Source organism: Streptomyces sp. OfavH-34-F, assembly GCF_022347745.1.
Lineage (GTDB): Bacteria > Actinomycetota > Actinomycetes > Streptomycetales > Streptomycetaceae > Streptomyces.
Genome location: NZ_JAKRGC010000060.1, coordinates 1 through 26,819, shown reverse-complemented (window position 1 = coordinate 26,819; position 26,819 = coordinate 1). Strand labels below are relative to the sequence as shown.

The 26,819-nt window shown below is 71.8% G+C and carries 28 protein-coding genes; 12 read left to right on the top strand and 16 right to left on the bottom strand.

All coding sequences use genetic code 11. The features are described from left to right. The 3 genes from MHW47_RS12500 to MHW47_RS12490 all read left to right on the top strand — a co-directional run. Window positions 1–308, top strand: a 308-nt coding sequence (locus MHW47_RS12500) for a hypothetical protein (protein ID WP_239222924.1), incomplete at its 5' end; no start/stop codon positions are given. Beyond that, window positions 305–757 (top strand): pyridoxamine 5'-phosphate oxidase family protein, encoded by a 453-nt coding sequence (locus tag MHW47_RS12495; protein ID WP_239222922.1) that lies wholly within the window; start codon window positions 305–307, stop codon window positions 755–757. The genes MHW47_RS12500 and MHW47_RS12495, both read left to right, overlap by 4 nt. A 162-nt stretch (window positions 758–919) precedes the next feature. Beyond that, window positions 920–2,671 (top strand): FAD-dependent monooxygenase, encoded by a 1,752-nt coding sequence (locus MHW47_RS12490; protein ID WP_239222921.1) that lies wholly within the window; start codon window positions 920–922, stop codon window positions 2,669–2,671. Window positions 2,672–2,857: 186 nt separating this feature from the next. On the opposite strand, the gene hemG is transcribed toward MHW47_RS12490, so the two are convergent. Beyond that, window positions 2,858–4,339 carry a protoporphyrinogen oxidase gene (gene hemG, locus MHW47_RS12485; RefSeq protein WP_239222920.1) on the bottom strand — a complete coding sequence of 494 codons (1,482 nt, stop codon included), beginning with the start codon at window positions 4,337–4,339 and terminating at the stop codon, window positions 2,858–2,860. Window positions 4,340–4,644: 305 nt separating this feature from the next. On the opposite strand from hemG, the gene MHW47_RS12480 reads away from it, so the two are divergent. Beyond that, window positions 4,645–5,373, top strand: coding sequence for an SDR family oxidoreductase (locus MHW47_RS12480; RefSeq protein ID WP_239222919.1), 729 nt, complete (start codon window positions 4,645–4,647; stop codon window positions 5,371–5,373). 105 nt (window positions 5,374–5,478) lie between these two features. Beyond that, entirely contained in the window at window positions 5,479–6,348 is an 870-nt protein-coding gene (locus tag MHW47_RS12475; RefSeq protein WP_239222917.1) for an NmrA/HSCARG family protein, read from the top strand. Between the two features lie 21 nt (window positions 6,349–6,369). On the opposite strand, the gene MHW47_RS12470 is transcribed toward MHW47_RS12475, so the two are convergent. Then, window positions 6,370–6,987: a DsbA family protein gene (locus MHW47_RS12470; protein ID WP_239222916.1), complete on the bottom strand. Its 618-nt coding sequence runs from the start codon at window positions 6,985–6,987 to the stop codon at window positions 6,370–6,372. A 220-nt stretch (window positions 6,988–7,207) separates the two neighbouring features. Here MHW47_RS12470 and MHW47_RS12465 point away from each other — a divergent pair, with 220 nt between their 5' ends. The 3 genes from MHW47_RS12465 (at window position 7,208) to MHW47_RS12455 (ending at window position 9,411) form a co-directional block, all read left to right on the top strand. Next, on the top strand, window positions 7,208–8,236 hold the full coding sequence (locus MHW47_RS12465; protein WP_239222915.1) for an acetylserotonin O-methyltransferase: 1,029 nt from the start codon (window positions 7,208–7,210) through the stop codon (window positions 8,234–8,236). Between the two features lie 62 nt (window positions 8,237–8,298). Then, on the top strand, window positions 8,299–8,730 hold the full coding sequence (locus MHW47_RS12460; RefSeq protein ID WP_239222914.1) for a carboxymuconolactone decarboxylase family protein: 432 nt from the start codon (window positions 8,299–8,301) through the stop codon (window positions 8,728–8,730). A gap of 18 nt (window positions 8,731–8,748) precedes the next feature. Continuing rightward, entirely contained in the window at window positions 8,749–9,411 is a 663-nt protein-coding gene (locus MHW47_RS12455; RefSeq protein WP_239222913.1) for a sulfotransferase family protein, read from the top strand. Between the two features lie 91 nt (window positions 9,412–9,502). Here MHW47_RS12455 and MHW47_RS12450 read toward each other — a convergent pair whose 3' ends face one another. The 14 genes from MHW47_RS12450 to MHW47_RS12385 form a co-directional block, all read right to left on the bottom strand. After that, entirely contained in the window at window positions 9,503–11,443 is a 1,941-nt protein-coding gene (locus tag MHW47_RS12450) for a multicopper oxidase family protein (RefSeq protein ID WP_239222912.1), read from the bottom strand. 84 nt (window positions 11,444–11,527) lie between these two features. Continuing rightward, window positions 11,528–13,279 carry an ABC transporter ATP-binding protein gene (locus MHW47_RS12445; RefSeq protein ID WP_239222926.1) on the bottom strand — a complete coding sequence of 584 codons (1,752 nt, stop codon included), beginning with the start codon at window positions 13,277–13,279 and terminating at the stop codon, window positions 11,528–11,530. A gap of 115 nt (window positions 13,280–13,394) precedes the next feature. Then, window positions 13,395–13,607 (bottom strand): hypothetical protein, encoded by a 213-nt coding sequence (locus MHW47_RS12440; protein ID WP_239222911.1) that lies wholly within the window; start codon window positions 13,605–13,607, stop codon window positions 13,395–13,397. Window positions 13,608–13,662: 55 nt separating this feature from the next. Then, a complete protein-coding gene (locus MHW47_RS12435; protein ID WP_239222910.1) occupies window positions 13,663–14,580 on the bottom strand; it encodes an ABC transporter permease in 918 nt (305 codons plus the stop codon). Then, window positions 14,567–15,370: an ABC transporter ATP-binding protein gene (locus MHW47_RS12430; protein WP_239222909.1), complete on the bottom strand. Its 804-nt coding sequence runs from the start codon at window positions 15,368–15,370 to the stop codon at window positions 14,567–14,569. Before MHW47_RS12430 ends, MHW47_RS12435 begins: the two co-directional genes overlap by 14 nt. A gap of 59 nt (window positions 15,371–15,429) precedes the next feature. Continuing rightward, window positions 15,430–16,536, bottom strand: coding sequence for an ABC transporter substrate-binding protein (locus MHW47_RS12425; protein ID WP_239222908.1), 1,107 nt, complete (start codon window positions 16,534–16,536; stop codon window positions 15,430–15,432). Further along, window positions 16,536–17,864 carry a sulfate adenylyltransferase subunit 1 gene (locus tag MHW47_RS12420; protein ID WP_239222907.1) on the bottom strand — a complete coding sequence of 443 codons (1,329 nt, stop codon included), beginning with the start codon at window positions 17,862–17,864 and terminating at the stop codon, window positions 16,536–16,538. Before MHW47_RS12420 ends, MHW47_RS12425 begins: the two co-directional genes overlap by 1 nt. A gap of 1 nt (window position 17,865) precedes the next feature. Beyond that, on the bottom strand, window positions 17,866–18,804 hold the full coding sequence (gene cysD / locus MHW47_RS12415; RefSeq protein ID WP_239222905.1) for a sulfate adenylyltransferase subunit CysD: 939 nt from the start codon (window positions 18,802–18,804) through the stop codon (window positions 17,866–17,868). Beyond that, window positions 18,801–19,391 (bottom strand): adenylyl-sulfate kinase, encoded by a 591-nt coding sequence (cysC, locus tag MHW47_RS12410; protein WP_374230085.1) that lies wholly within the window; start codon window positions 19,389–19,391, stop codon window positions 18,801–18,803. Before cysC ends, cysD begins: the two co-directional genes overlap by 4 nt. Before the next feature lie 117 nt (window positions 19,392–19,508). Then, window positions 19,509–20,288 carry an alpha/beta fold hydrolase gene (locus MHW47_RS12405; protein WP_239222904.1) on the bottom strand — a complete coding sequence of 260 codons (780 nt, stop codon included), beginning with the start codon at window positions 20,286–20,288 and terminating at the stop codon, window positions 19,509–19,511. A gap of 252 nt (window positions 20,289–20,540) precedes the next feature. Next, window positions 20,541–20,975: a YdeI/OmpD-associated family protein gene (locus MHW47_RS12400; protein WP_239222902.1), complete on the bottom strand. Its 435-nt coding sequence runs from the start codon at window positions 20,973–20,975 to the stop codon at window positions 20,541–20,543. Between the two features lie 46 nt (window positions 20,976–21,021). Continuing rightward, a complete protein-coding gene (locus MHW47_RS12395) occupies window positions 21,022–21,435 on the bottom strand; it encodes a VOC family protein (RefSeq protein ID WP_239222900.1) in 414 nt (137 codons plus the stop codon). 224 nt (window positions 21,436–21,659) lie between these two features. Beyond that, entirely contained in the window at window positions 21,660–22,070 is a 411-nt protein-coding gene (locus MHW47_RS12390) for a VOC family protein (protein ID WP_239222898.1), read from the bottom strand. 99 nt (window positions 22,071–22,169) lie between these two features. Further along, window positions 22,170–22,631, bottom strand: a complete 462-nt coding sequence (locus tag MHW47_RS12385; protein ID WP_239222896.1) for a carboxymuconolactone decarboxylase family protein — start codon at window positions 22,629–22,631, stop codon at window positions 22,170–22,172. Between the two features lie 542 nt (window positions 22,632–23,173). Between MHW47_RS12385 and MHW47_RS12380 the strand changes: the two genes are divergently transcribed. From MHW47_RS12380 to MHW47_RS12365, 4 genes are all read left to right on the top strand, one after another. Then, window positions 23,174–25,243, top strand: coding sequence for an MMPL family transporter (locus tag MHW47_RS12380; RefSeq protein ID WP_239222894.1), 2,070 nt, complete (start codon window positions 23,174–23,176; stop codon window positions 25,241–25,243). 154 nt (window positions 25,244–25,397) lie between these two features. Then, entirely contained in the window at window positions 25,398–25,919 is a 522-nt protein-coding gene (locus MHW47_RS12375) for a hypothetical protein (RefSeq protein ID WP_239222892.1), read from the top strand. 72 nt (window positions 25,920–25,991) lie between these two features. Continuing rightward, entirely contained in the window at window positions 25,992–26,342 is a 351-nt protein-coding gene (locus MHW47_RS12370; RefSeq protein WP_239222890.1) for a hypothetical protein, read from the top strand. 13 nt (window positions 26,343–26,355) lie between these two features. Beyond that, a partial coding sequence (locus tag MHW47_RS12365) for a DNA-binding transcriptional regulator (RefSeq protein WP_239222888.1) occupies window positions 26,356–26,819 on the top strand: 464 nt, incomplete at its 3' end.

Here is a 26,819-nt window from a genome sequence, read left to right as displayed (position 1 = left end):
GCCTCGCGGCGCTGCCCGGGGCCGAGGTGATGCGCGCGCCGCGCCCGACCAACATGGTGATGGCGCGGCTCGCCGGGCTGACCGCGGAGGACTGCGCCGGCCGTCTCGCCGCCCTGGGGGTGCGTGTGCTGCCCCTGCCCGGCGGCTTCGTGCGCTTCGCTGTGCACCGGGCCCACGACATGATCGGGGTGCGTGCCGCCGTCAGGGCGCTGGCGGCGGTCGCCGCCGGCCTGCCGGAGGCCCGTACGACCACCGAAGGAGACCTCCCCGGACGGGGGTACTCCACGACATCGACGGAGGAAGCATGACGACTGTGCCACCGCGTGGGCTCGAAGAGCGGTTGGGGGACACTCGCAAGAGGCTGGAGAACGACATCGATGTCTGGGTCTCCTCGGCGGGCGGCCCCGGCGCTCCCTACCTCGTCCCGCTCTCCTTCCTCTGGGACGGGACGGCCGTCCTCGTCTCGACCCCGCGCGACTCCGTGACCGGTCGCAACCTGCTGGCGGACGGCCGGGTGCGGCTGGCCCTCGGCCCGACCCGCGACGTCGTGATCATCGACGGCGAGGCGGAGGCGGTGGACACCGCCGCGCTGGGCGGGACGGCCGACGCCTTCGCGGCCAAGACCGGCTTCGACCCGCGCGAACTCGACCAGCCCTACCAGTACTTCCGCGTACGCCCCCGGCGCGTCCAGGCCTGGCGGGAGGCCGACGAACTGTCCGGGCGCACGCTGATGAAGGACGGCGTCTGGCTCGGCTGAGCAGCCGGGGCACCCGCCGGAGCCCCTTCCCGAAGCATGTGGTCGGCCGGTCACCCGCGTGACCGGCCGGCGGCGTTCCGGAGTCCAGCCGTCCTTGACCAGGGTTACGGATGACGTTGTCAGGCTGGACGGAAAAGCCATCTGAATTCTGGAAGGGCGAACATGACGTCTATCGAGGTTCCGGTCCTGATCGTGGGCGGCGGCGGTTGCGGACTGTCCGCCTCCGTCTTTCTCGCCGACCAGGGCGTCGACCACCTGCTGGTGGAGCGGCACGCGGACACGTCGAGGGTGCCGAAGGCGCACTACCTCAACCAGCGCACCATGGAGATCTTCCGCCAGCACGGGCTGCGCGACGACGTCCTCGCGGAAGCGGCGCCGCTGGACAAGTTCGGCAAGGTGCGCTGGGCGACCACGTTCGCTGGTGACGGGCCGCTGGACGCCCGCCAGATCCATGAGATGGACGCCTTCGGCGGTGGCGAACTGACCGAGCGCTACGGAGCGGCCGGCCCCGAACTGCCCGCCAAGCTCCCGCAGATGTGGCTGGAGCCGATCCTGCGCCGGCACGCCGAGGAGCGCAGCCCGGGCCGCATCCTCTTCGGCCACGAGGTGATCGACTTCTCCGACGAGGGCGACCACGTCCTCGCCGTGGTCCGCAACGTCGAGACCGCCGAGATCACCACCGTCAAGACGCAATACCTCCTCGGCGCCGACGGCGGCCGCTACGTCGGCTCCAAGGTCGGCATCGAGATGCAGGGCCCGCCCAGCAACGTCAACACCACCACCGTGTACTTCTCCGCCGACCTCTCGCAGTGGTGGGAGGAGGGCACGCTCATCACGCACTACCTCAGCCCGGAGGACCCCGACCTCTCCGTCAACCTCATCGAGATGGGGCCCAGCTGGGGCAAGGCCTGCGAGCAGTGGGGCCTGCACATGGCCCCCGGCCCGGCCGGCCGCTGGACCAACGAGACGGTCGTCGACCGCATCCGCGAAGTGCTGAAGGTGCCGGACCTGGAAGTGACCGTGCACAAGGTCACGGACTGGATCGTCAACGCGATCCTCGCCGACAAGTACAAGGTCGGCCGGGTGCTCATCGCCGGCGACGCCGCGCACAAGCAGCCGCCCGCCGTCGGCCTCGGCCTCAACACCGGCATCCAGGACGCGCACAACATCGCCTGGAAGCTGGCCGCGGTGCTGAACGGCAGCGCGCCCGAGAGCCTGATCGACACCTACGAGGCCGAGCGCCGGCCCGTGGGCCGCGAGAACGTCGACTGGGCCGTCTCCGCCGCCCAGCACCACCAGGCGGTCATCGACGCCATAGGCGGCGGCCACAACATCCCGGCGGGCCGCCGGGGCCAGCGCCTCGCGGCGTACTTCGACCCGTCGCCGCTCGGCGACACCGTACGGGCGCGGGCCCTGGAGATCTTCCACACCCACCGCGGCGGCTGCCAGTCGTTCGACATGGAGATCGGCTTCGCCTACGAGCAGGGCGCCGTCATCCCCGACGGCACCGAGCGCCCGGCGCGCGTCCCCATGCGCGACCAGCACGTCCCGACCTCGCGCCCCGGCCACCGGCTCCCGCACGCCTGGATCACCCGGAACGGCGAGCGCCTGTCCACCCTCGACCTGACGGGCCGGACCGGCTTCACGCTGATCACCGGCCCGGAGGGGACGGCGTGGCAGGAGGCGGCCGCGCGCGTCGCGGAGAAGTTCTCCGTCGAGCTCGACGTCGTCGCGATCGGCGAGGGCGCCGAGTACGCCGACGTGGACGGCGGGTGGGAGGCCGTACGGCAGATCAGCGGCGCGGGCGCCCTGCTGATCCGCCCCGACCAGCACGTCGCCTGGCGCAGCACCGGCGCCGGCCAGGACGCCGAGCAGGCGCTGACGGAGGTCTTCGCCACCATCCTGGACCGCTGACGCGCACAGGCACCAACCCCCGGTCCGGCCGGCGATCCGATCGCCGGCCGGATCTCCCGTTCCCGGCCCCGCCCGCCCCGCCCCGTCCGCCGCGCCCCGGCCGCAGTCACCCACCCGCCCGCACACAGCACCGCGCCCCGCCGAGCCTGGGCTCGACGGGGCGCGAGAGTGCCGGGAGGGAAGCGATCACACCCCGGCCGCGACCGCGGAGGCGGACGCCGCCTTCTTGGCGAAGGGGAGGATCTGGTCGACGGCCCGGCGCGACGTCATCATGCAGACACCGACGCCCACACCGTCGTACACCGCACCGCACACCGCGAGCCCGGGCTGGGCCGCGACGGCCTCCCGGACCTTGCGCACCCGGTCCACGTGACCCACGTTGTACTGCGGCAGGGCGCTCTCCCAGCGGCTCACGCGGGACGCCACGGGCACACCGCTCACCCCGGTGGCCTCGGCCAGCTCGGCCGTCGCCAGCGCGACCAGCTCGGCGTCGTCGAGCTGGAGCAGGTGCTCCTCGCCGAACCGCCCGAGCGAGCAGCGCACGATCTCCACGTCACTCGCCAGGTGCGGCCACTTCACCGTGGTGAACGTGACCTCCTTGACGGCCTTCCCCTCCTCCGCGGGCACCCGGTAACCGGCGTAGCCGCGGCCCGAGAGCCCGCCCGGGAACGCCGTGCGCGGGTAGGCGAGCGTCACCATGGCCACGCTGGAGTACGGCACCTCGGCGAGCGCCGAGACGGCGGCGGACGTACCCGGGAGCCCGGAGAGCAGGCTGCCCGTCGGGCCGGCCGGGGTGGCGATGATCACCGCGTCGGCGTCCAGGACCTCCGGGGCGGCGGCCGACCCCACCGTCACCTGCCAGCGCTCACCCTTGCGGACCAGGTCGCGCACGGGGGCTCCGGTGCGCAGGGCCGTGTCCGGCGCGGCGTCCAGCACCTGCTGGATGATCGCCGCGGGCAGCGTGCCGAAGCCGCCCTTCAGCGTGGCCACGCTGACCGGCGGCGGCTTCTCGCCCTCCTTCAGCGGCGGCACCAGCGAGCCGGCCGCGTCCGCGAGCGAGATGTGGTCGCGGGACGCCCGCGCCAGCGGGGTCAGGGTCGCCTCGAACGACAGGTCCGAGGCGTGGCCCGCGAACACACCCGCGAGGAACGGCTCGACGAGACGGTCCACGACCTCCTGGCCGAACCGCCCGCCGACGTAGGACGCGACCGAGATGTCGCCCTCCAGGTCGAACGAGGGCAGCACCAGGTCCTGCTGCGCCCGCTCCACACCCTCGGCGGACAGCACCCCGGACCGCGCCAGGTCGTCCATGTCGCAGGGCACGCCCATGAACTGACGGTCGGGCTGGTGCCTGATCGCGCCCCCGGTCCAGATCGCCGACGCGGTGACGGGACCGGCCGACATGATCTGCTCGCCGAGCCCCGCCTCCTTGATCAGACCCGTGGTCTTCTTGCGGTTGGCGTACAGCGACTCGGCGCCCTCGTCGACCGCGACCCCCGCGACGTCGGACACCAGCAGCTTCCCGCCCAGCCGGGACGAGGCCTCCAAGAGCGTCACGCGCACCGGCTCGTTCCGCAGGTGGAACGCCGCCGCCAGCCCAGAGATCCCGCCACCGACGATGACCACGTGAGGCTTGCCGCTCGCCCGAGCCTGTTCGCTCCCAGTCATTCCACCAGCTCCTTCATGGTTACGGTGTCGTCAGGCCCGTATCGGCACCGAGACAGGCTTGGGCAGTCTGGCCGAGCGCCCCGGACCCCGGCTGGAGGGCGCCTCGAAAGCGGATCGGTCTTTCACCGCCGCCCGCCGTCCCGCTGTTCGACCGCGGAAATTCCGCATTTGAACACGACGGTTCGACGGCACCATCTGAGGTGCCCGGGAATTTGCTTTTCGCACCGTGAACATATTGATTCGTTGCTCGAAAACCGGGCGCGTTCCAGAGGCAGTGGGACCTGGACCTCACGAAAGGGAAAAACGTGCCGCTCGAGAAGGTCGCGCTCATCACGGGCGCCAACAAGGGCATCGGATTCGCCATCGCCCGGCAGCTCGGTGAACAGCGGATCACCGTTCTCCTCGGCGCCCGGGACGAGGTGCTCGGCAAGCAGGCCGCCGACACCCTGGCGGACGAGGGCATCACGGCCGTGCCCGTCCGGCTCGACGTGACGGACCCGGCCTCCGTGGAGGAGGCCGCCCGCGAGATCGAACGGCGCTACGGCCGCCTGGACATCCTGGTCAACAACGCCGGCATCGCGGGCGCCTTCACCGGAACACCCGGCGAGGCGACCGCGGGCGACCTGCGGGAGGTCTTCGAGACCAACGTGTTCGGCGTGGTCACCGTGACCCACGCGATGCTGCCGCTGCTGCGCCGTTCACCGGCCGGCCGCATCGTCAACCTGTCCAGCCACGTGGGCTCGCTGACCCTGTCCTCGGCCACGGAAGGCCCGCTGGCCAGCCTGAACATGATCGCCTACCAGTCCTCGAAGACCGCCCTCAACGCGGTCACCCTCGCCTACGCGAAGGAGCTGCGGGACACCCCGGTCAAGGTCAACGCCGCGCTCCCCGGGGTCGTGGCGACCGACATCAACGGCGGCCGCGGCTTCCGGTCCCCCGCCGAGGGCGCGGGGATCGCCGTCCGGCTCGCCACCCTGGACGAGACCGGCCCGACGGGCCAGTGCCTGTCCGACGACGGCCCCGTCCCCTGGTAGCGCGCCACGTCCCCTCGCGGGGACCGACCCCGGCCGTGCGCGGCCGGCACACCCGACAGCCGGGCCGGGCGAACGCCCGGCGGGCACACGACATGGAGGCAGACAGTGGCGGATGCACAGACGATCCTGGTGACGGGCGGCACCGGCCGGCAGGGCGGGGCGGTCGCCCGCGACCTGCTGCGGCGCGGATTCTCCGTACGCGCCCTGGTCCGCGACCCGCAGAAGGAGCAGGCGCGGGCGCTGGAGGAGGCGGGCGCGGTTCTCGTCCGCGGCGACATGGACGACGAGGCGTCGCTGGCGGCGGCGACGGAGGGCGTGTACGGCGTCTTCAGCGTGCAGACCTTCCGGGGCCCCGGCGGCGTCGAGGCCGAGATCCGCCAGGGCAGGGCGGTGGCCGACGCCGCCGTCCGGGCCGGCGTGAAGCACTTCGTCTACAGCTCCGTCGGCGGCGCCGACCGGGACACCCGCGTCCCGCACTTCGAGAGCAAGCTGATCGGCGAGCAGTACCTGGCCACGCTCGACCTGCCGGCCACCGTGCTGCGGCCGGCGATGTTCCACGACATCCTCCTGGACATCGCCCCGCGCGTCAGGCAGGACGAACTCGTCCTCGCCATGTGGCTCGACCCCGCGACCTCGGTGCAGGTCATCGCACCCAGCGACATCGGCGCCTTCGCCGCGGACGCCTTCGAGAACCCGGAGGAATGGATCGGCCGCACGGTCGACATCGCCGGCGACGAACTGACCGGACCCCAGATGGCCGCCGCGTTCGAGGCCGTCTCCGGCATCCCGACCCGCTTCCAGCAGCTGCCCATCGAGCCGCTGCGCGCCGGCCGCCCCGACCTCGCCAACATGTTCGACTGGTTCGAGCGCGACGGCTTCCAGGCCGACCTGGCCGAACTGCGGAAGAAGCGGCCGAACCTGGTCTCCGTGGAGGAGTGGCTGAAGGACAACTGGACCGCCCCCGCCCTCGGCTGACGCCCGGCCCGCCGAGCGGACTCAGACGAAGACCGGCTTCCGCGTCCGGGTCCGCTTGAGCTCGAAGAACCCGTCGGTCCCGGCCACCGCGAGCACCCCGTCCCAGAGCCTCACCGCGGCCTGCCCCCGAGGGGCCGGCGTCACCACGGGGCCGAAGAACGCCACGTCCCCCACGGCGATGACCGGGGTGCCCACATCGGTGCCGACGCGGGCGATGCCGTCCTGGTGCGAAGCGCGCACCGCGTCGTCGAACGCGTCGGACCCGGCCGCCCCGGCCAGGGCGGTGTCCAGGCCCGCGGCGGCCAGGGCGGCCTCGTACGTGGCCCGCTCCCTGGGCGCCTTCTCCAGGTGGAAGCGGGTGCCGAGTTCGGTGTAGAGCCGCGGCAGCACCCCGGGCCCGTACGTGTGCCCGGCGGCGGCGCAGACGCGTACCGGCTCCATGCGCTGCGCCAGGTCGCGGTGCCAGCGCTCGTCGAGGTCCGGGCGCCCCTCGTTGAGCAGCGTCAGGCTCATCAGGTGCCAGCGGACCTCCAGCGGCCGCAGCTGTGCCACCTCCAGGACCCACCGCGACGTCATCCACGCCCAGGGGCAGGTCGGGTCGAACCAGAAATCCACCGGGGTCGGGGTGTCGTGTACCAACGTGGACTCCTCAGGGCGATGACGGGCTCGCGGTCGGCACAGCCTGACAAGGGGGTTCGGATTTCCGGTCGAGTGCGAGTGGATACGGGCTCCGTCCCCGCACGAGTATTTCCCGGTTGAATTTATCCGTCCATGATGCCGGAGACCCGGCCGGTTGCGGCGGGAAGAAGCATCGAATTACCGTCCGGAATCCGCGAGAAGAAACTCCGAGGGGAAAACGATGTCCGCATCGGCCGAGGTCCGCGACCAGTCGGACTCCTACGCGCTGCTCGACCTGATCCAGGGTGCCGTCATCACCCAGGCGATCTCCGTCGCCGCCCACCTCGGCATCGCCGACGTGCTCGCCGACGAGCCCCTGACCGCCGAGGAGATCGCCCGGCGGGTCGAGGCCGACCCGCAGGCGGTCCACCGCCTGCTGCGCGCGCTCTGCGGCCACCGGGTCTTCGCCGTCCGCCCGGACGGACGGTACGAGAACACCGCGCTGTCCACCAAGCTCCGCGAGGACGCCCAGGACTCGATGCGCAAGTTCGCCCAGCTGATGAGCCACCCCCTGCTGCACGAGGAGTGGGGTCACCTCCTCACCACCGTGCGGACCGGCGAGGCCAACCTCCCCAAGCTGCGGGGCATGAGCACGCTCGACTTCTTCCACGCCAACCCCGCCTACGCCGCCGCGTTCTTCCAGGCCTTCGGCAAGGTCTCGGAGTCGGAGACGGACCCGGTCCTGGCCGCCTACGACTTCTCCCCGTTCCACACCGTCGTGGACGTCATCGGCGGCCGCGGCTACCTGCTGGCGGGGGTCCTCCAGCAGGCCCCGGACGCCAAGGGCGTGCTCTACGACTTCGAGATCGCGACCGTGGACTCGGCCTCCCTCTTCGAGGAGGCCGGCGTCGCGGACCGCTGCACCATCGAGCACGGCGGCTACCTCGGCAAGCTGCCCAAGGGCGGTGACGCGTATCTGTTCAAGCGCATCATCCACAACTTCTCCGAGGAGGACGCCCTGACCGCCCTGCGCAACGCGCGCGAGGCGATCAGCCCCGACGGCAAGCTGCTCTGCGTCGAGTACGTGCTTCCCGAGAACAACGAGCCCCACATCGGCCACACCATCGACCTCTGGCTGATGCTGATGATCGGCTCCCAGGACCGCACCCTGGCCCAGTACACCGAGCTGTTCGCCCGGGCGGGCTTCGAGATCACCAGGGTGGTCCCCACCTCGTCCCCGATCTCGGTCATCGAGGCGATCCCGGTGTGACGGCCCCGCCCGGCGTGACCCCTCCCCTTCCCAGCGCACCGCTACCACACAGGAGAACACCGATGGCTCAACGGATGGGCAACCCCTCCCTGGTCGTCCCCGGCGCCCTGCAACCCCTGCTCGACCTGTCCGAGGTCATCGGCAAGGTCGGCGTGCCGCAGTCCACCCTCGACTACGTCCGGCTGCGCGTCGCCTCGCTCAACGGCCGCGTCTACACCTTCCCGACCGAGCCCGAGGACAAGCGGCTGCGCCTGGTGGACGAGTGGCGGACCGAACCCTCCTTCAGCGACGCCGAGCGCGCCGCCCTGGAGCTGGCCGAAGCCGTCACCCGGCAGACCGACGCCGACAGCGCCCCCTCCGACGAGGTCTGGGCGAACTCCGCCGCGCACTACGACGACGTCCAGCTCGGCGCCCTGGTCATGCACATCAGCCTGGTCAACTTCTGGAACCGGGTGAACGTCGCCACCCACCAGGACGACGCGGTCTGGCGCTGAGGAAGAGGAGACACCACCGTGCTGCAGCTCATCAACGCCGGCCTGGGCCGGACCGGCACGACCTCGCTCCAGGTGGCCCTGGAGCGGCTCGGCCTCGGCCCCTGCTTCCACATGTTCGAGATCGTCGACGACGAGGAGCGCCTCCTCCAGTGGGAGCGGATCATCTGCGACGGCGAACGCCCCGACTGGGCCGCGCTCTACGACGGCTTCACCTCCGCGGTGGACGGCCCCTCCACCGTCTACTACCGGGAGATCAGCGAAGCGCTCCCCGGCACCAAGGTGATCCTCACCGTGCGTGACGCCGAGGGCTGGTACAAGAGCACCTACGACACGCTGTACCAGTTCGCGCTGCGGACCATGGAGCACCCGCCCGAGCCCGGCTCCCGGCAGGCCCGGCTGTTCCGCGTCGTCAACGCCCTGGTCTGGGACGGCCTGTTCGGCGGCCGGTTCGCGGACAAGGCCCACGCCATCGAGGTCTACCACCGGCACACCGAGGACGTCGTGCGCACCCTCGGCGCGGACAACGTCCTCGTGTACGACGTACGCCAGGGCTGGGGCCCGCTGTGCGCGTTCCTGGGGGTCGAGGTCCCCGACGAGGAGTTCCCGCGCGCCAACAGCTCCGAGGAGATGCGCCGGCGGATCGCCCAGGCGGCCGCCGCCGGCCCGGTCGCCGCGCACTGAGCCGCCCGCACGGGGCAGCCCACTGAGCGCCCTCCGAGCCGCCCGCGACCAGCCCGGGGCCCGCGCCGATCACCGGCGCGGGCCCCACGCGTCAGTGCCCCATGTGCGCGTGCCCGCCCGCCCCCGCGTGGCCGGCCGGCGACACCACGAGCGGGCGCATCATGTGCTGCTCGTGCTCCAGCATGTGGCAGTGGTGGACCCCCCGGCCGACGACGGGGAACCGCACCGCCACGGTGACCAGTTCGCCCAGCGTGGCGTTGGGCGCGATCCGGCCCGCGGTACCCACCCGGACCACGTCCTTCTCCCCGAGCTCGTGCGCCTCCAGCGGCAACGCGCCCTCGAACGCGACGGGCTTCGCCGAGCCGCGGGTGGCCCGGTCGAACCCGGTGATGTCGTAGCTCTCCCGGGACAGCACCTGGAAGTGCGACAGATGGATGTGCATCGGGTGCGGGGAGGCCGCGAGGTTGAGGTACTTCCAGATCTCCACCCCGCCGAGCGCCGCCGTGAACGCCGCCCCGTCCTCGTAGGACATCGCCGTCCTGCGCAGCGTCCGGACGGCGCCCTCCGCGTCCCGGACCTGGACGACCCCGGCCGCCGGGAACGTGAGCCCCGCCGCGTCCACCTCCTCCATCTCCCACAGCTCGGGCACGTTCGTCGAGCCGGGGCCCACCACGACCACCCACCGGGTCACCGCGTCGTGCGGCAGGTCGTGGTGGGAGACCCGGGAGAACGTGGGCGACACGACCTCCGGCAGCGTGAACGGGTCCGACCGCCTGCGGCCCGCGACGCGGAACTGCATCACATCGGGCTCCAGCAGGTCCTCGATCTTTTCGGACGCCCCCGGCGTCAGGCCCTCCAGCGTGTTCACCAGCTTCAGCGCCCGCCCCCGGAACGCGCCGAAGTCGACCAGCACGTCGGCCCGCTCGCCGGGGCAGAGGTTGAGCGCCCCCTCGACGGCCAGCGGCTCGCCGAGCAGCCCCTGGTCGGTCCCGATCACCCGCAGCGCGCCCGGCACCGGCCGGCCGTCCGCGAGCAGCATCAGCCGGTAGATCCGGGAGTTCGCGGCGTTGACGATCCGGAACCGGTACCAGCGCGGCTGGACCTCCAGATACGGCCAGACCACCCCGTTGACCAGGGTGTAGGGCGCCGCGTGGGTGCGCATGAGCCGCCGCGGGCCGATCATCTCCACCTTGTGGACCAGCCGGCCGGTCAGCGCGCCGGACCCGTCCACGTCGAAGTTGCGGTCGCACAGGACCAGCGGGACGTCCCGCGCGCCGTCCGGCAGGCCGAGGGCCTCCTCCTCGTCGTTGCGCGAGAGGAACAGCCCGGCCAGCCCGGCGTACACGCTGAAACGGCTCACGTGGTGGGTGTGGTCGTGGTACCAGAGCGTGGTTGCCGCCTGCCGGTTCGGATACGCCGACAACTGCACCTCGCCCGGGCCGATGAGGTTCTCCATCCAGCCGTCGTTGCCGCCGCCGGTCAGCATGCCGTGCAGGTGCGCCGCGGCCCACGGCGCCAGGTCCGTGACGCCGGGGACGACCTCGGTTCCCGCCGTGCCGGGGTAGTTGGTGAGCGGGTCGGGGGAGCGGCCCGTCGCCGAGCCGAAGTCGACGGCCGTGACGGGGATCTTCCCCGTCAGCCGGTTCTCCCAGACGACCCGCAGCGGACGGCCGCTGACCGTTTTGATCGTCGGCCCCGGGAAGGAACCCTCGTACGTCCACATCCGCACCGGCGGCATCTGCGAATGCACGGTGACATCGGCCGTCAGCATCCGCACGGTCAGCTCGTCGTGATCGCCGCGCTCCCGGGGCCGCAGCACCGGCGGGACGCGCAGCGAGTCCCTGAACTTCGTCAGCTTCAGCTCGGGCGCCGTCGGTTCGGGCCCGCCGACGGCCGCGGCGGCGGCGCCCTCCGGCCGGAAGAAGGGTGCGGCGCTCGCCAGGGCGCCCAGACCGGCCAAGGACCCGTAACGCAGCAGCGTGCGGCGGTTCGGCCCGGATGGCCCGGATATGTCGGATGTCGAGGGATTCATTCGCCCGACGGTAGGGACGACCGCTCTCGCCGGACTCGAACCCGGCTCCAGGACCCGCGCATCCGTCCCGGAGCCGGCCGCCTCTCAGACCGCGATGGGCTCGCTGTCCCGGTTGATGAGCGTCGCGTACTGGCCACCGCGCAGCAGCAGCTCCTCGTGTGTGCCGCGCTCCGAGATCCGGCCCCGGTCCAGCACGACGATCTCGTCGGCGTTGCGCACGGTCGACAGCCGGTGGGCGACCGTGATGGTGGTACGGCCCACGCTGGCCGCGTCGATCGCCTTCTGGACGGCCTGCTCGGTGTGGGTGTCCAGGGCGCTGGTCGCCTCGTCGAGCACCAGGATCGGCGGGTCGCGCAGAATGGTCCGGGCGATCGCCAGGCGCTGCTTCTCACCCCCGGAGAACCGGTACCCGCGCTCGCCGACCACCGTGTCGTAGCCGTCGGGCAGCAGCGTCAGGTAGTCGTGGATGTGCGCGATCCGCGCCGCCGCGTACAGCTCCTCGTCGGTCGCGTCGGGCTTCGCGAAGCGCAGGTTCTCCGCGACCGTGGCGTGGAACAGGTACGTCTCCTGGGAGACGACGCCGACCGCCGACGTCAGCGTGGCGAAGGACATCTCGCGCACGTCCACCCCGTCGATCGTGACGGAGCCGGCCGTGACGTCGTACAGCCGCGGGATGAGATAGCTGAGCGTGGTCTTCCCCGAGCCGGTCTCCCCGACGATCGCCAGGCTGTGGCCCGCCGGAACGGTCACGTCGACCCCGGCCAGCGTGGGCCGCTCCGTACCCGTGTACGAGAAGCCGACCCCCCGCATGCGCACCTCGCCCCGCAACGCGGCCGGCTCCCGGGGCTGCTCGGGCTCGTCGATGTCGACCGGCAGATCGAGGTACTCGAAGATGCGGCCGAACAGCTCCAGGGAGCCCTGGATCTCGATGCCGACGGTCAGCAGCCGCTGCGCCGGGCGGAACAGGCTCTGCTGGAGCGAGGTGAACGCGACCAGGGAGCCGATGGAGATGGCCATGTGGCCGTTGTTCGAGGTCAGCCCCGCCACCCAGTAGATCGTCGCCGGCATGGAGGCGATGACGATCCAGATCGTGGACTGGTACCACAGGCCCGCCGTGGTGACCCGTACCTCGACGTCGCTGAGCTTGCGCGACTGCCGCGCGAAGCTGTCGGTCAGCGAACGCGAACGGCCCATGGTGTGGCTGAGCAGGATGCCGCTGATCGACAGCGACTCCTGCATGGTCGAGGACAGCCCGGCGAGCTGCTTCTGCCGGTCCCGGGTGATGTTGCGCCGCTGGTTGCCGACGCGCCGGCTCACCAGGGCGAACGCCGGCAGCATCAGCATGGACGCCAGCGTCAGCCGCCAGTCGAGCACGAACATGGCGGTGGTCGCGGCGATCACGACCGTCACGTCGGCCAGCAGCGCCGTCGCCGTGGTCGTGACGGTCACCTGCATCCCGCCGATGTCGTTGGAGATCCGCGACTGCACCTCGCCGGTACGGGTCCGGGCGAAGAAGGCCAGCGACATCCGCTGGAGGTGGGCGTACACCGCCGTACGCAGGTCGTGCATCACCAGCTGGCCCACCGTGGCCGATATGTGCGTCTGCCAGACGTTGAACGTGCTGGTGGTGACGGAGACCAGGACCATGCCGAGGGCGAGCAGGGACAGCAGCCCCAGCCGGTCCTCCGGCAGGGCCGTGTCCATGATCTCGCGGATCAGGAACGGGTTGACCAGGGCGACCAGCGCGGAGCCCAGGACCAGCAACACGACGGACAGCAACTGCTTCCGGTACGGGCGGAACAGCCCGAGGACGCGTCGCGACTGGCCGTCTTTCATCAGTGCCCGGGGGCGCGTGGTACTCGAGCTGGCGCGGCTCACCCTGGTCTCCTTCTCATCGTCGGTCGATTTCGTTCCAGGCGTCGCGACGCCGCGGGGATGCATCGGACACCCCTCAGTTCAGCTGCCGCACCAGTGCCGTCCACTGGGCGAACTCCGCGTCGGACAGCGGTGCCGGGGACGGCCGGCCGCCGGACGGGAGCGCGGACTCCTCCGTCCTCCACCCGTACGGGGGGCATACGCCGTTCATCGCGAACCCCGACCAGAACAGGCCCTCCGTCAGCGTCCTCCACACGACCCGCACCACATACCCGGGCCTCGCACCCATCTCGATCTCCAATCCGTAGGGGAACCGTCCCGGGGTCCGCCGGGGCACGGGCGCCTCAGCGCGCGGCCAGCAGCCCGCGGCTGCGCAGCACCCGGCGCTCCAGCGGGCTGAAGAACAACAGGTCGATGGCGACGCCGACGACGAAGATGAGGATGATGCCGAGCAGCACGCCCGGCATGTCCGAGAACTCCCGCTGGTTCTCCAGGTAGCGGCCCAGGCCCGTCCCCAGGTCCGGGGAGGAGGCGATGAGCTCGGCGGCCATCAGCGACCGCCAGGAGAACGCCCAGCCCTGCTTCAGACCGGCGAGGTACCCGGGCAGCGCGGCGGGCAGCAGCACGTGCCGCACCCCGCGCGCCCCGTGGGCGCCGAGCGTCCGGCCGGCCCGCAGGAACAGCGGCGGCACCTGGTCGACACCGGCGATCAGGCCGTTGGCGATCGACGGCGTCGCACCCAGCAGGATCACCGCGTACATGGCCGAGTTGTTGATGCCGAGCCAGATGACGGCGGCCGGCACCCAGGCGACCGAGGGCAGCGACTGCAGCCCCGACAGCACCGGCCCGATGGCGGCCCGTACCGGCCCGATCCGCGCGACGAGCAGGCCGAGGGGCGTGCCGATCGCGACGGCCACCACGAAACCCGACACGCCGCGCCACAGGCTCGTCCAGATGATGGAGAACAGGGTGCCCTCGCCCCACAGCAGGGTGAGCGCGTGCCAGACGTCGGCCGGAGCCGGCAGCTTCGTGGGATCGGCCAGGCGCAGGCTGTGGGCGAGCTGCCAGAGGCCGATGACCAGGACGAGGCCCAGCACCGGCGGGAGGACCCGCGTCCGCAGCACCTGGCGGAACCGGGCGCGCTGCGGGCGCTCGGCCTCCAGCGCGTCCAGACCGGCCGCCAGCGCACCGAGGCCGGCCTCCGGACCGTCGGGGAAGGAAGCACGGCCGCTCACCGCGGTTCGGATGTCAGTGCTGGACATGGCGGCGTATCTCCCCACGCAGGTGCTCGGTGATCTCGATGGACAGCGCCGCGACCTCGGCGGACTCGCCGCGCAGCGCGTGCGGCAGGTCGACGCGCCACTCGCGGGCGATCCGGCCGGGCCGGGACGACAGCAGGACGACACGCTGCGCGAGGCGCACGGCCTCGCGCACGTTGTGGGTGACGAACAGGACGGTGAGCTTGCGCTCGTTCCAGATCCGGGTGATCTCCTCGTGCAGGACGTCCCGGGTGATGGCGTCGAGCGCGGCGAACGGCTCGTCCATCAGCAGCACGGTGCTCCCCTGGGCGAGCGCGCGGGCCAGCGCCACGCGCTGGCGCATGCCGCCGGACAGCTCGTGCACCCGCTTGCGGTACGCGCCGCCGAGGTGGACCAGCTCCAGCAGCCGTTCGGCCTCCGGCCTGCGGTTCTCGCGCGCCACGCCCGCCAGGCGCAGCGCCAGCTCGATGTTGCGGCCCGCGCTCAGCCACGGGAACAGCGCGTGGTCCTGGAACATCAGCGACGGCCTGGTGCCGGGCACCTCGATGGTGCCGGCGCTGGGTTCGTCGAGCCCCGCCACCAGGTTCAGCAGCGTGGACTTGCCGCAGCCGGAGGCCCCGACCAGGGTGACGAACTCGCCCGGCGCCACGTCCAGGTCGATGTCGTCGAGGACGACGGAGCCCGCGCCGGGGCGCCCGAAGGTCTTGGTGACGTGCGAGAGCCGGACCGCCGGGCTGTCCTCCACGGACGCGACGACGGGGGTGGGCTGCGGGATGCTCAGTGCCGTGGTCATTGCGGGTTCCTCCTGCGGGAGTGGACGAGGGCGCTGCGCGGAGCCGGGGGCGCCGGGGGTTACTTCGCGTCGAGCCCGGCGTCGTCCGCGGCGGGCCGGCCCGCCGCGGCGAGGACCTTGTCGAGCAGCGTCAGGTCGACGATCCCGGCCAGGTCGGGCTCGTCGAGCAGGCCCACGGCGACCGCGTGGCCGGCCCCGGTCCGCAGGGAGCCCGCCAGCGGGTCGTCGGTGAAGTCGATCCCCGCCCACGCGGGGTCGAGGACGGCGGGCGGCAGCTCCTTGCCCGTGTCGGCCTTGATCCGCAGATTGGCGGCGGCCTTCGTCCGCGCGGGTTCGGCCTCGATGAAGGCGTTGGCCGCCAGCGAGCCGCGCAGCACCGCCTCCACCACGTCGGGGTGGGCGGACAGGAACTTCTGCGAGGCGATGATGCTGGTGGTCGCGAACGCGCCGTCCGGCCACAGCGACTTCTCGTCCAGCAGGACCTTCCCGCCGAGCGCGACCAGCTCGGACGCGGTCGGCTCGGGCACCCAGGCGCCGTCGACGGCACCGGAGCGGTACGCCTGCGGCACCACCTTGTTCTTCGTGCGGAGCACCCGCACGTCACCGGCGCCGGAGACCGGGTCCACCCGGTAGCCCCGGCCGGCCAGGTAGTGGAGCAGGGCGACGTCCTGGGTGCCGCCCAGCTGCGGGGTGGCGAGCCGCTTGCCCCGCAGGTCGTCCGGCGACGAGATCTTCTCCGGATCGACCACCAGCCTGACCCCGCCGGAGGCCGCGCCGCCGACGATCCGCAGGGAGGTGCCGTGCGAGGCGACGTAGCCGTTGACCGCCGAGTTCGGGCCGATGAAGCCGATGTCGACCGAACCGGCGTTGAGCGCCTCGATCTCGGCCGGCCCGGCGTTGAAGTACTGGGCCTTGATCCGGGTCGAGCCCAGCTCCTTCTGGAACAGGCCGCTCTGCAAACCCACCAGCGCGGTCCCGTGCGTGATGTTCGGGAAGTAGCCGATCCGCACGGTGTCGGCGGACAGCTTCGGACCCGTGGCCCGGACCGCCGGCTCGGACGGGGCCGGCTGGGCGTGGGCGCCGTAGCCGCAGCCCGCCAGCAGCGCGGCGAGCGCGGCCGCCGCCACGGCCGCGACGGCCGGACGCCCGGTCCTGTGACGGAGCATCAGGTCCATCCCTCCTCGCCGGCCGCCTCCGGCTCGCGCCGCGCGTTCACGAAGGGCTCGCCCGCCATGCCCGCCGCGAGGGTGGTGCCGTCGTCCGGGTCGATCAGCAGGAACGAGCCCGTCCTGCGGTTGTCGGCGTACGGGTCCACCGCGAGCGGCTCGGCGGTGCGCAGCACCACGTGACCGATGTCGTTGACCCCCAGCTCCTGGGCGCCGGGGCGCCGTTCGAGCGTGCCGATGTCGATCCGGTACGCGATGTCCCGCACCACGGCGCGCACGGTGCGGGTGGTGTGCTTGAGCAGCACCTTGTCGCCGACGTGCAGGGGGCGCTCGTTGAGGTGGCAGACGCTGGCCGCGACGTCCTGGGTGGGCGTGCGCGCCGTACCGCCGGCCGCGATCATGTCGCCGCGCGAGACGTCGACGTCGTCGGCGAGCCGGACGGTGACGGACTGGGGCGCCCAGGCGACGTCCGTCTGCCTGCCGAGGGCGTCGATGGCCGCGACGGCGGTGGTGCGCCCCGACGACAGGACGGTGACGGCGTCCCCGACCCGCAGCACGCCGGAGGCGATCTGGCCCGCGTAGCCCCGGTAGTCGGGGCGCTCGGCGGTCTGCGGCCGGATCACGTACTGGACGGGGAAGCGGGCGTCCTCCGCCCTCGGGTCGCTGCCGACCGGGACGGTCTCCAGGTGCTCCAGCAGGGTCCGGCCGCCGTACCAGTCCATGTGCGCGGAGTGCGTGACGACGTTGTCGCCGGCCAGCGCGGACAGCGGGACGGCCACGACGTTCTCCACCCCGAGCGAGGCCGCGTACGCGGTGAACTCCTCGGCGATGCGCGCGAAGACGCCCTCCTCGTAGCCGACGAGGTCCATCTTGTTGACGGCCAGGACCACGTGCGGGACGCGCAGCAGCGCGGCGACGGCGGTGTGCCGGCGGGTCTGCTCGACCATGCCGTTGCGGGCGTCGACCAGGACCACCGCGAGGTCGGCGGTGGAGGCGCCGGTCACCATGTTGCGGGTGTACTCCACGTGGCCGGGGGTGTCGGCGAGGATGAACCGGCGCCGGGCGGTGGCGAAGTAGCGGTAGGCCACGTCGATGGTGATGCCCTGCTCGCGCTCGGCGCGCAGGCCGTCGGTCAGCAGCGCCAGGTCCGGCGCCTCCTGGCCGCGGCCGGCCGACACCCGCGCGACGGCCTCCAGCTGGTCGGTGAGGACCGACTTGGAGTCGTGCAGGAGCCGCCCGACGAGGGTGGACTTGCCGTCGTCGACGGAGCCCGCGGTCGCGAATCGCAGCAGGGTGGTGGCGCTGAGCTGCTCGGTCGTGGTGGTCATCTCAGAAGTACCCCTCGCGCTTGCGGTCTTCCATCGCGGCCTCGGACAGCTTGTCGTCGGCGCGGGTCGCGCCCCGTTCGGTGAGGCGGGAGACGGCGATCTCGGCGATCACCGCGTCCAGCGTGGTGGCGTCGGAGTCGACCGCGCCGGTGCAGGACATGTCGCCGACGGTGCGGTAGCGGACGAGGCGCCGCTCGACGTGCTCGCCGTCCTTCGGGCCGCCCCACTCACCGGCGGTCAGCCACATGCCGCCCCGCAGGAAGACGTCCCGTTCGTGGGCGAAGTAGATCGACGGAAGCTCGATCTTCTCGCGCGCGATGTACTGCCAGACGTCCAGCTCCGTCCAGTTGGACAGCGGGAAGACCCGTACGTGTTCGCCGGGGGCGTGCCGGCCGTTGTAGAGCTGCCACAGTTCGGGGCGCTGGCGGCGCGGATCCCACTGGGAGAACTCGTCGCGCAGGGAGAACACGCGTTCCTTGGCGCGGGCCTTCTCCTCGTCGCGCCGGCCGCCGCCGAAGACGGCGTCGAAGCGGTGCTGCTGGATGGCCTCGGTCAGCGGCACGGTCTGCAACGGGTTGCGGGTGCCGTCCGGGCGCTCACGGAGCTTGCCCGCGTCGATGTACTCCTGGACCGACGCCACGTGCAGCCGCAGCCCGTGCCGGGCCACCGTGCGGTCCCGGTAGTCGATGGCCTCCCGGAAGTTGTGCCCGGTGTCCACGTGCAGCAGTGCGAACGGCACCGGGGCCGGTGCGAACGCCTTGAGCGCCAGGTGCAGCATGACGATCGAGTCCTTGCCGCCGGAGAACAGGATCACCGGCTTCTCGAACTCGCCCGCCACCTCGCGGAAGATGTGCACCGCCTCGGACTCCAGCGAGTCCAGGTGCGTCAGCGCGAAGGGATTCCCCGACGCCTCGATCAGGCGATGGGTCGCGGTCGTCATACCAGTCCCCTCTCGGTCAGGAAGGTGTACAGCTCGGCCGCGGAGTCGGCCACCGAGCGGTTCTGCGTCCGGATGCGCAGATCCGGGTTCTCCGGCGCCTCGTACGGGTCGTCGACGCCCGTGAGACCGGAGATCTCACCGGCCGCCTGCCGCGCGTACAGGCCCTTCACGTCCCGCTGGGAACAGAGCGTCACCGGGGTGGCCACGTGGACCTCCAGGAACGGGGTGCCGCGGGCGGCGTGCCGGGCACGGACGGCGGCGCGGGAGTCGGCGTACGGGGCGATGACCGGGACCAGCGTCTTGACGCCGTGCGAGGCCAGCAGCGCGGCCACGAAGCCGATCCGCTGCACGTTGGTGTCCCGGTCCTCGCGGGTGAAACCCAGTCCCGAGGAGAGGAACTCGCGGATCTCGTCGCCGTCGAGCACCTCCACCCGGTGTCCTCCGGCGCGCAGGTGCTCGGCGAGGGCGCGGGCGAGCGTCGACTTGCCCGCACTGGGCAGCCCGGTCAGCCACACGGTGGCGCCGCGCGCGGCGGCCGGGACCGCCTCGGCGGTGTCCCCGGCGGCCAGGGTGAGAGCCGTGGTCACGGTGGTGTACTCCTGGGAGGTAGGGGGCGTGCTGTCAGGGCCGGGCCGGGCACGCCCGTTCGCTCCGCGGAGCGTCGGCACGGGCAGGGGCGGCGCGGGCAGGAGCGGCGCGGCCATTCAGGCGGCCGCGAACTCGACCAGCGCCCGGCCGAGCACGTCCATGTCGATGCGGTGCCAGGAGCCGGACAGCTCCAGGCCCCGGCCGTTGGGCAGGGCCGCGGCGGTCTCCTGCGCCGCCGCCCGCAGCCAGGCACTGGTGCGGTCGCTGTTGAGGACCAGCGTCTGCGTCGGCAGCTGGGCGAGCCGGCCGGCCGGAACGGTGAAGTCACCGCAGATGGCGATGTCGTACAGCAGCGTGTGCGCGTTCGCCTCGTTCATCGCCCAGATCGGGCCCTTGCGCCACTGCGCCACGTCGTCGGGGGTGAGCCCCAGGACGGGACCGAGGAAGTACTCGGCCGCCTCGCCGCGCCGGTCACCCTCCGCGAGGAGCGCCTGGAGCGTCCCGGCGGCGTTCGGCGGCGGCTTGGGAAACCCGTCGGGCCGGAAGAACGGCTCGTGCAGCGCCAGCCTGGTGATCGGCGCGCCCGCGAACGCCGCGCGCAGCGCCAGGTTCGCGCCCGTGGACCCGGCGAACACGGCCGCGGAGCCGCCCGCCTCCTCGATCATCGCCTCCAGGTCCTCGATCTCCCGCTCGACGGCGTAGGAGGGAGCGTCCCCGCTCTGGCCGCGCCCGCGACGGTCGTAGGCGTACACGGTGCAGTGCCGAGCCAGTGCGGGGACGAGATCGTCGAAGATCGTGTGATCGCGGAACGCTCCGTTGAGCAGCACGAGAGGTGGGCCCTCGCCCGCGGTGTCGTAGGCGATCGTCGTGCCGTCCCGCGAAACGACCTTGCGCATCACGCACTCCTCAAGCCGACCGGAGGTTCTCTCACCTCGCTCTGTGTTGGCAGCTTCGAGCGCGCCGGTGCACAACCGGTCGAGAACCGTTAGCGGCCCGCTTGCACCGTCCGCAGGCCGGCCCGCGGTCCGTGGCTGACCTGCGTGCTTCCCGCAGAACGCGGACAGCCGCCCCTCACGCCTCGCGGGACGGGCCCGCGAGGCACTGAGGAACGGCTGATGGGCGAGGGGTGTGCGAGACCCGCTGCGGGGTCAGCCCCGCAGCGTGGCGATGGCCTTCTCGATGCGCCGCCTGCGCGTCTCGGGCTGCTTCGCGCTCTCGACGGCACGCACGTGCTCGCGCTTGCGGCTGTACGTGAGGTGGTCGTACGCGGCCCGGACGGCCGGGTCCTCGTCCAGGGCCCGGGCGAAGTCCTCCGGCTCCACGACGACGCGCGGCTCGGTGTCGAGCTCCAGCTCGACCTCGACCTCCTCACCGATCTCGACCCCCGCCGCACGCCGGTTGGCGTGGCTGAGCCCGATCAGATGACGGCCGCGCAGAAAGGCGACCCGGCTGCGCCAGGAATGCCCGTTGAGGGTGATCTTCACCGGGGGCCGCGAGCCCTCGCCGAGAGCCTCCACCACCTCCGGCGGGACGAGCAGGCCCCGCATGGGCTCGGGCGGTTCGACGTGCGACAGAAACTTCATGTCCTTCTCCCTGGTTCTCCGCCGGGCCGCCCGGCCCGGGCCCTGGCTACTCGGCGTAGGGCTGGTCGGTCCCCTGGTCGCTGTAGCCGAGGCTCCACACATAGCCGTCCGGGTCGGCGAAGGTGCCCCCGTACCCGCCCCACGGCAGCGCCCCGGCGGGCTTGAGGATCGTGGCGCCGGCCTGCTCGGCCTCCGCCATGACCTCGTCCACCCGCGCCTCGCTGCGCACCACGTAGGTCATGACCAGCCCGCTGAAGCCGCTGCCCTCCGCCTGCGTGCCCACCATCTGGGCCAGCCCGTCGCGGCTGTAGAAACCGACGGGCGAGGCACCGTCCGACTCGAAGAACACCGAGACGCCGTAGTCGTTCTGGATCTTCCAGCCGAGTCCCTCGGTGTAGAACTTCTTGGCCCGGTCCATGTCCTGGACGCCGAGAAGGATCGAACTGACGTGTGCCTTCATGCCGTACTCCTTGAGCGGTCGAGATGTGCGTGCCCGGCGGGAAACGGGGCTGGGGCCGGTGGACGGGCCACCGCCTTCCGTTCCCTGCCCGGCAACATCACCGTAGGGGCGCGCACCGATCGGGGCTTCTTGATTCCTGACCGGTTCCGCGGCCCCCACATCTTCCGCACACCGCGCCCCGCCGACGGCGCCACGCCACGCCGATCAGCGCCCGAGCCCCCCGCTCAGGGGACCTCCTGGATACGGACCAGATTGCCCGCCGGGTCGCGGAAGGCGCAGTCGCGGATGCCGTACGGCTGCTCGACCGGCTCCTGCACCACCTCGGAGTCACCGGCCTGCACCTTCTCGAACGTGGCGGAGAGGTCCGGAGTGGCCAGCAGAATCCAGCCGTAGGTGCCCTTCGCCATCATCTCCGTGATCACCCGGCGCTCGTCCTCGGTGACACACGGATCGGAGGCGGGCGGCGTCAGCAGGATCGAGGTCTCCGGCCGGCCCGCCGGACACACGGTGATCCAGCGCGCCTCGCCCTGCCCGACATCGCTGAGCACCTCGAACCCGAGAACGTCCCGGTAGAAGGCGAGCGAGGCGTCCGGGTCCTCGTACGGCAGCGCGGTGGTGCGAATGGTGATGTCCATGGCACGCAGACTAGGGGAGCCCTCAGGGCGGGAAATCCGATTCCCGCCCATGAGAGCCCCCCTGTCCATGAGCCCCCCGCATCCCGCCGGAGGAGTTGTCTAGCCCCAGGCGGCGCCCGCGGGCTCCTGCAGCGTGGCGTTCAGCCGGTTGAAGAAGTTCGTCGTCGCGATCATGAGGAGGATCGCGGCGAGCTGCTCCTCCGAGAAGTGGTCGGCGGCCTCGTCCCAGATCTCGTCCGACACGGCCTGCCCGCTGTGGTCGGCCAGCCGGGTGACGGCCTCCGTCAGCGCCAGCGCCGCGCGCTCGGAGTCCGTGAAGAACGGCGCCTCGCGCCACGCGGCGACGGAGTGCAGACGCTCGTCGGTCTCCCCGGCCTTCTTGGCGCCCGTCACACCGGCGTGGACACAGGCACTGCAACCGTTGATCTGGCTCGCCCGCAGGTGCACCAGGTCCAGCGTGTGCTTCTCGACCCCGCCCTGGTGAATCGCCTTGTAGAGGTTCTGAATACCGCTCATCGCGTCCGGCAGAACCTTCGCGGGGTTCGTCATACGAGCCTTCATCACATCTCCCTCAGCGGTGTTCTTCATTCTTCCCTGCGGAACCAGACTGACGGATTCCACCGCGCGAAGGGGACCGGAAACCAAGAGAAACGATTCCGGCGACGCCACCCCCAACGCGCTGAACAGCAACGATGCGGAAAACCCCGGCACGCCTGCACCCCGGCTCAAGCCACATTCAAGCGGAAATATGCCTCCACTCCAGAAAATCTCATGCACGACGGAGCGACCGTACGACCGACGCACGAAACCGGCCGCCGAACCAATCCGGCCGGAAAAGGACCACTACCGGGCCGGGGAATCCGAATTCAAGCCGACTCCAGGCGCACTCCACCAGGACTCCACCCCGCTGGTGAACAACTTGTACGCCTAGTTCCGAATCCGTACGAGCCCCCGCTCCACGGCTCCTGACACTCAGTGAGCGTCACATGACGACCCAGACCACGGCACCATCCCCCACAGAAACGGTTCCACCGCCCGTTCCCCCACCCACCGTTACGAATCGATACGCTGCCTTCGTAGCCGGCCGGCGCTCCAAGTGGGTCGTGCTCGTCCTGTGGCTCCTGCTCATGGGCGTCGGTGGCTCGCTGGCCGCCGGCCTGGCAGACGTCCAGGACAACGACCCCGAGGCCTGGCTGCCGTCGAGCGCCCAGTCGACCAAGGCGGTACAGCTCGCGGAGGAGTACTTCGCGGACAAGGACACGAGCACCGCGGTCATCGTCTACGCCCGCGAGGGCGGTCTCACCCCGGCGGACCTGTCCCGGATCGACGGCGACCGCGCCCGGCTCGCCGACAAGGTGGCCGTCGGCGACGTCACGCCCACCGTCGTCTCCGACGACAAGGTCGCGGCCTTCGTCAGCGTTCCGCTGCGCACCTCGCCCAGCGACAACGCGGTCCTCACCGACAAGGTCAAGGAAGCCGGCGAGATCACCGCCGACGGCGCCCCCGCCGGCCTCGACATCAAGATCACCGGTGAAGCCGGAAGCATCACCGACTTCGCCGACGTCTACTCCGGCATGGACGGCGCACTGCTGGGCATCGCCCTCGCCGTCGCGGCGGTGCTGCTGCTCCTGACCTACCGCAGCCCCGTGCTGTGGCTGATCCCGCTGATCACCGTCGGCCTCGCCAGCCAGGTGGCGAGCGGCGTGGTCTACCTCCTCGCCAAGCACGCCGGGCTCATGGTCAACGGCCAGAGCGCCTACGTGCTGATGGTGCTCTCGGTGGGCGTCGGCACCGACTACGCCCTGCTCCTCGTCTCCCGCTACCGCGAGGAACTGCACCGGCACGAGGACCGCCACACCGCGATGGCACTGGCCGTGAACGGCTCGCTGCCGGCCCTGGCCGCCTCCGCCGCGACGGTCACCATCGCGTCGCTGTGCCTGGTGTTCGGCAGCATGAACAGCACCCAGGGCCTGGGACCGGTCGTCGCCATCGGCGTCGTCCTGGTCTTCTTCGCCATGACCTCGCTGCTCCCGGCGCTGCTGGTCATCCTGGGCCGCTGGGTCTTCTGGCCCGCCAAGCCGCGCGTCACCGCCGGATACGACCCGAACTCGGGCCAGGAGCACGGCACGTGGGCGAAGATCGCCGCGGTCGTGGGCCGCCGCCCGCGCGCAGTGTGGGTCGGCACCGCACTGGTGCTGGGCGTCATGGCGCTGGGCATCACCAGCGTGCAGACCGGCCAGACCCAGGCGGAGCAGTTCACCGGCAAGGTCGACTCGGTCACCGGCCAGCAGGTCATGGCCAAGCACTTCCCCGCCGGCTCGTCCGCACCCGCGGACGTGTACGTACGCGACGCCGGCGCCGCCACCGCGACAGCCGTCGTCGGCAAGGTGCCCGGCGTGTCCTCCGTCAACACCCAGGCCGCCAAGGGCGGTTGGACGCACCTGACGGCGGTGCTCCGCGACGCCCCGGACTCCGCGGCGGCCAAGGACACCATCGGGGACATCAGGTCGGCACTGTCCGACGCCTCCGGCCCGGCGGCCGACGCCGTCGTCGGCGGCCAGAGCGCCGTGGCCCTCGACGTCTCCGAGGCGCAGGGCGACGAGGAGATGCTGCTGATCCCGCTCATCCTCGCGGTGGTGCTGGTGATGCTCCTCGTCCTGCTGCGGGCGGCCATCGCGTCCGTGGTGCTGCTCGCGTCCGTGGTGCTGTCGTTCGGGGCGGCCGTCGGTACGGCGTCCCTGCTGTTCCACGCCCTCGACCACGGCAAGATCGACCGCGGACTGGTGCTGTTCGGCTTCATCTTCCTGGTGGCGCTGGGCATCGACTACACCATCTTCCTGATGACACGCGCGAAGGAGGAGGTGCGCCTGCGCGGGCACCGCGACGGCATCCTCACCGCGGTGACGGTGACCGGCGGCGTGATCACGTCGGCGGGCGTGATCCTGGCCGCGACGTTCTGCGTCCTCGCGGCCATCCCCACGGTGAGCGCACTGCAACAGGGCCTGCTGGTGGCGGTCGGCATCCTCCTCGACACGTTCCTGGTACGCAGCCTGCTGGTCCCCGCACTCGCCCTGGACCTGGGCCCCCGCTTCTGGCGACCGGGCCTGACGCCGGAGCAGACGGAACCGCGCAAGCCCGTCCAGAACCGGACCGAGGAACCGTCCACCGTCTGACCGGACCGCGGACGACCGGCACGTACGAGAGGAACGCCCGGGCAGCGACACGCTGCCCGGGCGTTTCATTACGCCGTAATAATCCGCAGCCCGGCCGCCTCCCGCCGCCGCTCAGGGGGTGCTGCCCACGGCCGCCCCTGTGCTACACAGGGGCATGAACACGTCTGGCGCGACCGGGAGTTCGCGTTCCGCCCACGAGTGGATCAACTCGGCGGGCGTGGTGATCGCGGTGGCGCTCTCCCTCTTCGCCCTGTACCGCGACTACACCCGCGAGGCCGAGGAGGAAGTACGCGAGGCCATGAAGGTCAACGCGTTCTGGACGGGCCCCGCCGCCGCCCCGACCGGCCTGCTGGTCGAGAACCAGCAGGACACCCGCATCATGGGTGTGACGGTCCGCCTGGAAGTCGGCGACAAGACCGTCCAGCGGGTCCGGTTCGACGAGGTCCACTCCTGCCGGCTCGACTGGTTCACCTTCGGCTCCCACCAGCCCAAGGTCCGCACCGACGCCGTGCTCGTCCTCCAGTTCCGCGACGCCTCGGGCAACTGGTGGCAGCTGAAACCCGGCTCCGTCCTGGACCGGATCGACGCGGGCACGGCCGGCCGCCCCGGCGGAGACGACCTGGTCACCGCCTGGAAACTCCAGCGCGAGACCGACTCCTCCAGCGACTGCGGATAACGCGCCCCGGCGACCCCCCTCGTCGACGAGACGCCCGCCCCCTGATAACTTCGCAACAAGTAACAGAGTCACATGGAGCGGGTGGGCGAGGTGCTGCAGATCCGGCTCGGGCCCGAGCGGCCCGCCGACGACGGCGACGGCCTCGGACGCACCACGCTCGGATGGCGCCCCGGAATGAGCGAGGACGAGGCCTGGCAGGCAGGCCGCGGCATCTGGAAGTTCAACGCCGACCGCGCCCTGTCCCAGGACGAGGTACAGATCATCGACACCGCCGGCACCGTCCTCGCCGTCGCGAAGATCACCGGAATCTCCAAGCACGGCACCCGCTACGCCCTCGAAGGAGACCTGCTGCGCGGAGACCCGCGAGTCGGCCGCCCCACGACCGGCCCCCACCTGTCCCGCAACCCCGTCACCTACCTCTGAGAGCGGCGGACCGATGAGCGACTTCGCCGCGATCGACTCGCTGCTCGCCTCCCTCACCCCCCGGCCCGAACTCCCCGAGCCCCACCTGCGCCGCGCCCTGCGCGAACAGGCCGGCCTGTCGAAGGCCCAGGTCGCCCGCGCCCTCGGCGTGAACCCGTCCACCGTCACGGGCTGGGAGACCGGCCGCGACCCGTCCGGGGAACTCAGGACGAAGTACGCCTACCTCCTGGACGCCCTGGCCGCGAAACTCGCCCCGCCCGCCCCCGAACAGGGCGACGAGACCGACCCGCCCCAGGACGCGCGGGAGGAGAACGCCGCAGGGGACGAGAGCGCCGCAGGGGACGACAGCGCCGCACGGGACGAGAGCGCCGCACCGGACGAGCCCGCGCCCGGGCCCGCAGCGAGCGGCGAGGCGGACGGCGGCGACGCCCTCGCCGCGCCCGAGCCCTGCGTCCTGTGCGGGCAGCCCGCCCGCCA

Excerpts from the sequence above, each read along its gene's own strand:
- MHW47_RS12495 (WP_239222922.1), top strand. The coding sequence starts at position 305 with ATGACGACTGTGCCACCGCGTGGGCTCGAAGAGCGGTTGGGGGACACT.
- MHW47_RS12490 (WP_239222921.1), top strand. The coding sequence starts at position 920 with ATGACGTCTATCGAGGTTCCGGTCCTGATCGTGGGCGGCGGCGGTTGC.
- hemG (WP_239222920.1), bottom strand. The coding sequence starts at position 4,339 with ATGACTGGGAGCGAACAGGCTCGGGCGAGCGGCAAGCCTCACGTGGTC.
- MHW47_RS12465 (WP_239222915.1), top strand. The coding sequence starts at position 7,208 with ATGTCCGCATCGGCCGAGGTCCGCGACCAGTCGGACTCCTACGCGCTG.
- MHW47_RS12460 (WP_239222914.1), top strand. The coding sequence starts at position 8,299 with ATGGCTCAACGGATGGGCAACCCCTCCCTGGTCGTCCCCGGCGCCCTG.
- MHW47_RS12450 (WP_239222912.1), bottom strand. The coding sequence starts at position 11,443 with ATGAATCCCTCGACATCCGACATATCCGGGCCATCCGGGCCGAACCGC.
- MHW47_RS12445 (WP_239222926.1), bottom strand. The coding sequence starts at position 13,279 with ATGAAAGACGGCCAGTCGCGACGCGTCCTCGGGCTGTTCCGCCCGTAC.
- MHW47_RS12440 (WP_239222911.1), bottom strand. The coding sequence starts at position 13,607 with ATGGGTGCGAGGCCCGGGTATGTGGTGCGGGTCGTGTGGAGGACGCTG.
- MHW47_RS12435 (WP_239222910.1), bottom strand. The coding sequence starts at position 14,580 with ATGTCCAGCACTGACATCCGAACCGCGGTGAGCGGCCGTGCTTCCTTC.
- MHW47_RS12430 (WP_239222909.1), bottom strand. The coding sequence starts at position 15,370 with ATGACCACGGCACTGAGCATCCCGCAGCCCACCCCCGTCGTCGCGTCC.
- MHW47_RS12425 (WP_239222908.1), bottom strand. The coding sequence starts at position 16,536 with ATGCTCCGTCACAGGACCGGGCGTCCGGCCGTCGCGGCCGTGGCGGCG.
- MHW47_RS12420 (WP_239222907.1), bottom strand. The coding sequence starts at position 17,864 with ATGACCACCACGACCGAGCAGCTCAGCGCCACCACCCTGCTGCGATTC.
- cysD (WP_239222905.1), bottom strand. The coding sequence starts at position 18,804 with ATGACGACCGCGACCCATCGCCTGATCGAGGCGTCGGGGAATCCCTTC.
- MHW47_RS12405 (WP_239222904.1), bottom strand. The coding sequence starts at position 20,288 with ATGCGCAAGGTCGTTTCGCGGGACGGCACGACGATCGCCTACGACACC.
- MHW47_RS12400 (WP_239222902.1), bottom strand. The coding sequence starts at position 20,975 with ATGAAGTTTCTGTCGCACGTCGAACCGCCCGAGCCCATGCGGGGCCTG.
- MHW47_RS12395 (WP_239222900.1), bottom strand. The coding sequence starts at position 21,435 with ATGAAGGCACACGTCAGTTCGATCCTTCTCGGCGTCCAGGACATGGAC.
- MHW47_RS12390 (WP_239222898.1), bottom strand. The coding sequence starts at position 22,070 with ATGGACATCACCATTCGCACCACCGCGCTGCCGTACGAGGACCCGGAC.
- MHW47_RS12385 (WP_239222896.1), bottom strand. The coding sequence starts at position 22,631 with ATGAAGGCTCGTATGACGAACCCCGCGAAGGTTCTGCCGGACGCGATG.
- MHW47_RS12375 (WP_239222892.1), top strand. The coding sequence starts at position 25,398 with ATGAACACGTCTGGCGCGACCGGGAGTTCGCGTTCCGCCCACGAGTGG.
- MHW47_RS12370 (WP_239222890.1), top strand. The coding sequence starts at position 25,992 with ATGGAGCGGGTGGGCGAGGTGCTGCAGATCCGGCTCGGGCCCGAGCGG.